The sequence below is a fragment of the Streptomyces alkaliterrae genome (assembly GCF_007097205.2).
In the GTDB taxonomy this organism is placed as follows: domain Bacteria; phylum Actinomycetota; class Actinomycetes; order Streptomycetales; family Streptomycetaceae; genus Streptomyces; species Streptomyces alkaliterrae.
Genome location: NZ_VJYK02000294.1, coordinates 1 through 6,896 on the forward strand (window position 1 = coordinate 1; position 6,896 = coordinate 6,896).

At 72.0% G+C, this 6,896-nt stretch carries 7 protein-coding genes; 1 reads left to right on the forward strand and 6 read right to left on the reverse strand.

Annotated elements, in window-relative coordinates; translation table 11 throughout:
• On the forward strand, window positions 1-367 hold a 367-nt coding region (locus tag FNX44_RS21730), incomplete at its 5' end, for a DUF4189 domain-containing protein (protein ID WP_143650393.1).
• Window positions 368-381: 14 nt separating this feature from the next.
• Here FNX44_RS21730 and lpdA read toward each other — a convergent pair.
• The 6 genes from lpdA to FNX44_RS21760 all read right to left on the reverse strand — a co-directional run bounded on the left by lpdA (window position 382) and on the right by FNX44_RS21760 (window position 6,827).
• Window positions 382-1,785, reverse strand: coding sequence for a dihydrolipoyl dehydrogenase (lpdA, locus tag FNX44_RS21735; protein ID WP_143650395.1), 1,404 nt, complete (start codon window positions 1,783-1,785; stop codon window positions 382-384).
• 127 nt (window positions 1,786-1,912) lie between these two features.
• A complete protein-coding gene (locus FNX44_RS21740; protein WP_143650397.1) occupies window positions 1,913-2,416 on the reverse strand; it encodes a nucleoside deaminase in 504 nt (167 codons plus the stop codon).
• A gap of 233 nt (window positions 2,417-2,649) precedes the next feature.
• Complete coding sequence (locus FNX44_RS21745; RefSeq protein WP_143650399.1) at window positions 2,650-3,483, reverse strand: alpha/beta fold hydrolase; 834 nt, start codon at window positions 3,481-3,483, stop codon at window positions 2,650-2,652.
• 75 nt (window positions 3,484-3,558) lie between these two features.
• Window positions 3,559-4,932 (reverse strand): serine hydrolase domain-containing protein, encoded by a 1,374-nt coding sequence (locus FNX44_RS21750; RefSeq protein ID WP_143650401.1) that lies wholly within the window; start codon window positions 4,930-4,932, stop codon window positions 3,559-3,561.
• A gap of 76 nt (window positions 4,933-5,008) precedes the next feature.
• Window positions 5,009-5,695: an FMN reductase gene (locus tag FNX44_RS21755; protein ID WP_143650403.1), complete on the reverse strand. Its 687-nt coding sequence runs from the start codon at window positions 5,693-5,695 to the stop codon at window positions 5,009-5,011.
• A 22-nt stretch (window positions 5,696-5,717) separates the two neighbouring features.
• Window positions 5,718-6,827 carry an LLM class flavin-dependent oxidoreductase gene (locus FNX44_RS21760; protein WP_143650405.1) on the reverse strand — a complete coding sequence of 370 codons (1,110 nt, stop codon included), beginning with the start codon at window positions 6,825-6,827 and terminating at the stop codon, window positions 5,718-5,720.
• Window positions 6,828-6,896: the final 69 nt, after the last annotated feature.

A 6,896-nucleotide genomic window follows, 5' to 3' on the forward strand; every position in this document is an offset into this window, starting at 1 on the left:
CACCTACACGCCCCGGCCCACCTACACCCGGCCGACCTACCGCGCGCCCGACCCGCCCAGGTACACGCCGCCGCCGGTCTACTACGGCGCCATCGCCGTCGCGAACGACGGGAGCTGGGGCAGGGCCTGGGACTACAGGACCCGCGCGGCCGCCGAGCGGGGGGCGCTCAGCCGCTGTTCGGGACCCAACTGCAAGGTCCTGACCTCCTTCAGCAACGGCTGCGGCGCCGTCGTCTACAACCGCTCCATCAACCGGTACTGGGGCGGCTCGGGCGCCACCCAGCAGGCGGCGGAGGCTTCCGCGCGCGCGAACGCGGGTGGTGGCACCACCATCGTCTGGCAGTGCACCACCCGGCAGCGCCGCTGACGCCTGCGGCGCGGTCACATGTTGATCATGTGGCCCGCCAGGCCGTGGACGGCCTCCTTGACCGCCTCGCCCAGTGTCGGGTGGGCGTGGACGTTGCGCCCGACCTCGTGGACCGTCAGGTCCCACTGCTGGGCCAGCGTGAGCTGGGGCAGCAGTTCGGTGACCTCGGGCCCGATCAGGTGCGCGCCGAGCAGTTCGCCGTACTTCGCGTCGCTGATGACCTTGACGAAGCCGATCGCGTCGCCCAGCCCGTGCGCCTTGCCGTTGGCGGAGAACGGGAACTTCACCACCTGGACGTCGAAGCCCAGTTCCCTCGCCTGGGCCTCGGTGTGGCCGAAGGACGCGATCTGCGGCTGGCAGTAGGTGGCCCGCGGGATCATCGCGAAGTCGACTTCCATCGTCTCGGCCCCCGCGATGGTCTCGGCGGCGATCACGGCCATCGCCTCCGCCGCGTGTGCCAGCATCAACTTCGCCGTGACGTCGCCGATGGCGTAGATGTGCGGGACGTTGGTGCGGCCCCGGCCGTCCACCTCGATGGCGCCGCGGTCGGTGAGCTTCACGCCCGTGGCGTCGAGGCCGTAGCCCTCGACACGTGGCTGGAAACCGATGGCCTGCAGCACCTTGTCCGTCTCCAGCACCTGCCGGCCGCCGTCCTCGCCGGTGACCGTGACCTTCACCTTCGGGCCGGAGTCGTCGATGGCGTCGACGCGGGTTGAGGTGAGCACCTTGACGCCGAGCTTCTTGTAGTGGCGGGCCAGTTCCTTCGAGACGTCCGGGTCCTCCGTGGGCACCATCCGGTCCAGGAACTCGACGATGGTCACGTCGACGCCGTAGTTGCGCAGCACGTACGCGAACTCGACGCCGATCGCACCGGCGCCCGCGATCACGATCGACTCGGGCAGCGTGTCGGAGAGGATCTGCTCCTCGTACGTGACGACGCGCTGCGACAGCGAGGTGCCCGGCAGCAGCTTCGTGGTGGCGCCGACGGCGATGACGCAGTGGTCGAAGGTCACCGTCTCGGTGCGGCCGTCCGCCAGCCGCACGCTGAGGGTGCGGTCGTCGGTGAAGGTCCCGCGGCCGTCGTACTCGGTGATCTTGTTCTTCTTCATCAGGTAGTGGATGCCGCGCACCCGGCCGTCGGCGACCTTCCGGCTGCGCTGGAAAGCCGCGCCGTAGTCGAACCCGATCCGGCCTTCGACCTGGATGCCGAACGTCTGCTGCTCCTCACGGAAGAGGTGCGCCAGTTCGGCGTTCCGCAGCAGCGCCTTCGACGGGATGCACCCGACGTTCAGGCACACGCCGCCCCAGTACTTCTCCTCCACCACGGCCACTCGGAGGCCCAGTTGGGACGCCCGCACCGCCGCGGTGTACCCGCCGGGCCCGGCTCCCAGTACAACAAGGTCGAAGTGATCACTCATACCGTCACGGTAGTCGGGGCACCGCGGTTCACGTACGAGGCTGACCACACTCGACCGGTTAGCGCCACGCGGCGGCGGCAGGACCCGGGGTCCTTCCGCCGCCGCACAGTGCGTCGGCGTGTTGTGCTCAGTAGTCGACGCGGTCGGACTTGGCGAGCCAGGCGTCGAAGGGCGCCGTGCGGTTCGGCAGGTCCAGCTGCTCGACCTTGGCCGGCCACATCGACGCGGGCCGCTTCTCGAACAGGTCGTAGAACTTGCGGTCGTCGAAGCCGGCCACCGCGGCGTCGTCGCGGTCGGCGGAGAACAGGATGCGGTCGACCCGCGCCCACAGCGCCGAGGAGAGGCACATCGGGCAGGGCTCGCACGAGGTGACCAGGACGCAGCCCTCGAGCGAGAAGGTGTCCAGCTCCTTGCAGGCCACGCGTATCGCGCTCACCTCGGCGTGTGCCGTGGGGTCGAGCGAAGCGGTGACCTGGTTGTTGCCGAGCGCGACGATCTCGCCGTCCTTGGCGATCAGCGCGCCGAAGGGGCCTCCGCCGTTCGCCACGCTGTCGGTGGCGAGCCTGATCGCCTCGTTCATCCAGGCGAGCTCCAGCTCCTGGGCACTGGTTTCCTGGGTCTGCGTTGTCACGGTCACTTCTTTCGGAGACGCTGGGGGACTGGTTCAGCGCGGCGCGACGCCGCGGATGTGCTCCGGTGCGACCGGGGTGTGGGGCGCCGAGTTCGTCGATGATCCGGGTGTGGGTGCCACCTGTACGAGGAGTACACAGCCGACCGGGTGGACACAGCTAGGAGTGGAAGGCATGAAGACCTCGGCGGGCTCGCTTCGACTCTTTGTGCGTTGCTACAAGGAGTCGAGCGGGTTCAGTCCCGCTCGAAGGCGCGGACGACGGGGCGCGAGGCGGCGAAGGCGGTGAGGTCCCGCAGGACGCGGTCGGGCGCCTCCCAGTAGGGGACGTGGCCGACGCCCTCGTAGACGAGCAGGCGGGAGCCGAAGACGCGGGAGAGGATCCGCTCCTGGTCGGCGCGTGGCACAAAGGCGTCCCGGTCGCCCCAGATCAGCAGGGTGGGTACGAGGATGCCGGCCAGCGCGGCGTCCACGTCGGTGTCCAGCAGGCCGAGCATCGCCTCCCGCCAGACCTCCGCCGGGGTCTTCAGGCTCTCGCTGAGCACCGTCTCGATGAAGCCGCGGCCGACCTTCTCCACCGGTACACCCGCGAGGAAGCGTTCGGCGTAGGCGCGGTCGACGGGGTCGGTCAGCCGTGCGGCGGCCTCTCGGAACTCCTCGGCGAACGGCTTGTCGGCGAGGCTCGCGGGGCTGCCCAGCAGGACGAGGCCGGCGATCCGGTCGGGGTAGCGGCCGGCGACGATCCCCGCCTGCACGCAGCCGCTGGAGCCGCCCACGAGCACCACCCGGTCCAGGCCCAGCCGGTCGAGGAAGAGGACCAGGTCCTCCGCGAGGTCGTGCGGGGCGTAGCCGCCCCCGGGCGGGCGGTCCGCGTCGCCGTGCCCGCGCTGGCTCGGGGCGTAGCCGTGCAGGGCCGAGGGGAAGCGGCGCAGCATCGGCTCGAACGTCCACCAGGTGTCCGCGTAGCTGTGCACGAGGACAACGGGGACGCCGCCGGGATATCCGGCCTCGGCGTACGGCAGCGACAGGCCTTCGCTGAGCTTGACGGTGTGCACTGCGACGGTGGACATGGGCGGTCCTCCTCGTCCCTCGATCGTAACGAGGGACGAGGACGCCGCCACCGGACCGGGGCCGCCCGGGCCCACTCAGGCGGTGGTGTGGCGCCAGGGGCGGGTGCCGCCGGGGATCGGGGCTCCTTCCTCGTACGGTTCGCGGGTGAGGACGAACGTGGCGACGTCCAGGTGGGAGACGCCGCCGTCGGCCCGCCGCGCCAGCCGCAGCGTCTCGCCGGCGTAGTAGCCGTCCAGGCCCGTCCAGGTGCCGTCGGCCTCGGGGCGGAAGCGGGAGCCCCGGCCGGCGCCGCCGAGCGGGCCGAGGAGCAGGGTGCGGTCGGCGGCCAGCCGCAGGGTGTGCGGCGCGGCGCCCCAGTACCAGGTCCCGGTGAGGGCCAGCAGCTCCGGATCGGCGGGTTCGGTCACTGGGCGCCAGGGCCGGGGCAGGGCCGGCTCGTGCTCGGTGACGATCCGGATCAGGTCGGCGGCCACCCCGCTGACCGGCGGCCCGGAGGTCACGTTGGCGAGGACGACGGCGCCGAGTCGGTCCGTCGGCGAGGACAGGACGGCGGCGACGAAGCCGGGCATGGAGCCGCCGTGGCCGACGAGCACCCGCCCGTCGGAGGTGCGGAGCAGGCTGACCCCCAGGCCCCAGGCGAGGTTCCAGTCCTCGAAGGCCTGGGGCGCGAGCGGCCGCCGCATCTCCTCCAGTGTCTCGGCGGAGAGCACATGGCCGACGCCGATCCCCTCTCCGCCGAGGAAGGCCGTGAGGCGGGCCAGGTCGGCGGCGGTGGACCAGAGTTGGCCGGCGGGTGCCATGGTGCCGGTCTCCGTGAGGGGTTCCTCCTGGAGGACGTCGGCCCAGGGGTGGACGGCCCAGCCGGCGGCGTACGGGGCCTCGGGGCTGAGCGTCGTGCGGTGCATGCCGAGCGGTTCCAGGACCTCGCCGCGCAGCACCACGTCCCAGGAGCTGCCGCGCACCTCCGCGACAAGCGCGCCGAGCAGGGCGTACGCGGTGTTGGAGTAGTGGTGGCGGCGGCCGGCGGGCAGCCGCAGCGGCTGCCCCTCGACGAGGTCGGCCAGGTCGGGGCGCAGCTCGCCGGGGGTGCGCTCCCACCAGGGGCCGCGCGGTTCGGCGGCCAGGCCGGAGGTGTGGGAGAGAAGTTGGCCGATGGTGGCGGCGCCGGCCTGGGTGCCGCGGAGGTGCTTGCCGAGTGGGTCGGCGAGGTCGATCAGCCCCTCGTCGCGCAGCCGCATGACCTGCACGGCGACGAGGGGTTTGGTGATGGAGCCGATGCGGTACTGGGTGTCGGGCGTGGGCTCCGGGCCCGTCTCCGCGTGGCGGGAGCCGGTCCAGACAAGCTCGCCCTCGCGGACGACGGCGGCGGTGAGGGTGGGCGTGCGCCCCTCGCTCTGCGCCGTCGCGACGCGGTGGAGCAGGGCGCGTTCGGTCGTGGGAAGCAGCATGTCCGGCAGGCTAGTCGCCCTCGCCGACAACCGTCGTGCCGACCACGCTGCCTGTGGACAACTCCGGCGAGGGCCGTCAGTTCCGTACGCTGAGGGCGGCGAGCTGCTCGGCGAACGGGACGACGTCCAGCGGGGCTTCGGTGCCCGTGGCGGGCGGCGCCGCGGCCGCCCTGCCTCGCGTGCCGGCCGCCATGTCGGCGAGCTCGCCGGCGGCCCGCTCGACGCGCGCGGCGAGTTCGCCGGTGTGGCGGTCGCCGCCGCCCCAGTCCTCCGGCGCGGCGAACACGGCGGTCGGCACGGTCGGCGCGCGGAGGTAGCCGAACAGCGGGCGGACGGCGTGTTCCAGCGCCAGGGAGTGCCGGGCGGTGCCGCCGGTCGCCGCCATGAGGACCGGCGTGCCGCGCAGGGCGTCCGGCTCCAGCAGGTCGAAGAAGGACTTGAAGAGTCCGCTGTAGGAGGCGGCGAAGACGGGGGTGACCGCGATGAGCGCGTCGACGGTGGCGACCTCCGCCAGCGCGTCGCGCAGCCGGGCCGGCGGGAAGCCGGTGACCATGTGGTCGGCGATGGCGCCGGCCAACTCCCGCAGTTCGACGACGTGTACGTCGGCGGGCCGGCCGCGGGCGGCGAGCTGGTCGCGGGCGGCGTAGGCGAGCCGGTCGGCGAGCAGCCGGCTGGTGGACGGCTCGCCGAGGCCTGCCGTGACGACGGCGAGGGTGGCGCGGCGTTCCGCCTCGCGCGGCGGGTGGGGGCGGGGGCTGCCCATGGGATCGTCCTTCACGGTCGGGTCAGGCGGTGGTGGCGGCCGGGTCGGTTGCGGCGGCGGACTCGCGGGCGGCGAGACGCGCGGCGTGCGTGGGCCCGTCGGGTACGTGCGCGGGGCGTCCCTTCGCGAACTCCTCGCGCAGCACCGGCACGACCTCCTCGCCGAGCATGTCGAGCTGCTCCAGCACGGTCTTCAGCGGCAGTCCGGCGTGGTCCATCAGGAAGAGCTGCCGCTGGTAGTCGCCGAAGGACTCGCGGAAGGTGAGGGTCTTCTCGACGACCTCCTGCGGGCTGCCGACGGTGAGCGGCGTCTGCTCGGTGAACTCCTCCAGCGAGGGCCCGTGCCCGTACACCGGCGCGTTGTCGAAGTAGGGCCGGAACTCCCGTACGGCGTCCTGGGAGTTGCGCCGCATGAAGACCTGGCCGCCGAGGCCGACGACCGCCTGCTCGGGCGTGCCGTGCCCGTACTCGGCGTACCGCCTGCGGTAGAGCTCGATGAGGCGCTGGAAGTGCTCCTTGGGCCAGAAGATGTTGTTGGCGAAGAAGCCGTCGCCGTAGTACGCGGCCTGTTCGGCGATCTCGGGGCTGCGGATGGAGCCGTGCCAGACGAACGGGGGCAGCCCGTCGAGCGGCCTGGGGGTGGCGGTGAAGCCCTGGAGGGGTGTGCGGAAGCGGCCCTCCCAGTCGACGACGTCCTCCCGCCACAGCCGGTGCAGCAGGGCGTAGTTCTCGATGGCGAGCGGGATGCCCTGGCGGATGTCCTGACCGAACCAGGGGTAGACGGGCCCGGTGTTGCCGCGTCCCATCATCACGTCGACCCGGCCGTCGGCCAGGTGCTGCAGCATCGCGAAGTCCTCGGCGATCTTCACGGGGTCGTTGGTGGTGATGAGGGTGGTGGAGGTCGAGAGGATCAGCCGCTCGGTGCGGGCGGCGACGTAGCCGAGCATGGTGGTCGGCGACGAGGGCACGAACGGCGGGTTGTGGTGCTCGCCGGTGGCGAAGACGTCGAGTCCGACCTCCTCGGCCTTGAGCGCGATGGCCACCATGGCCTTGATCCGCTCGTGTTCGCTCGGGGTGCGGCCGTTGGTCGGGTCGGTCGTGACGTCACCGACGGTGAAGATGCCGAACTGCACCGTGCTCACCTCTCAGTTAATTGATTCTTCAACTATTTCCGCCAACACCTCTCCCCCACCCTCTATTCC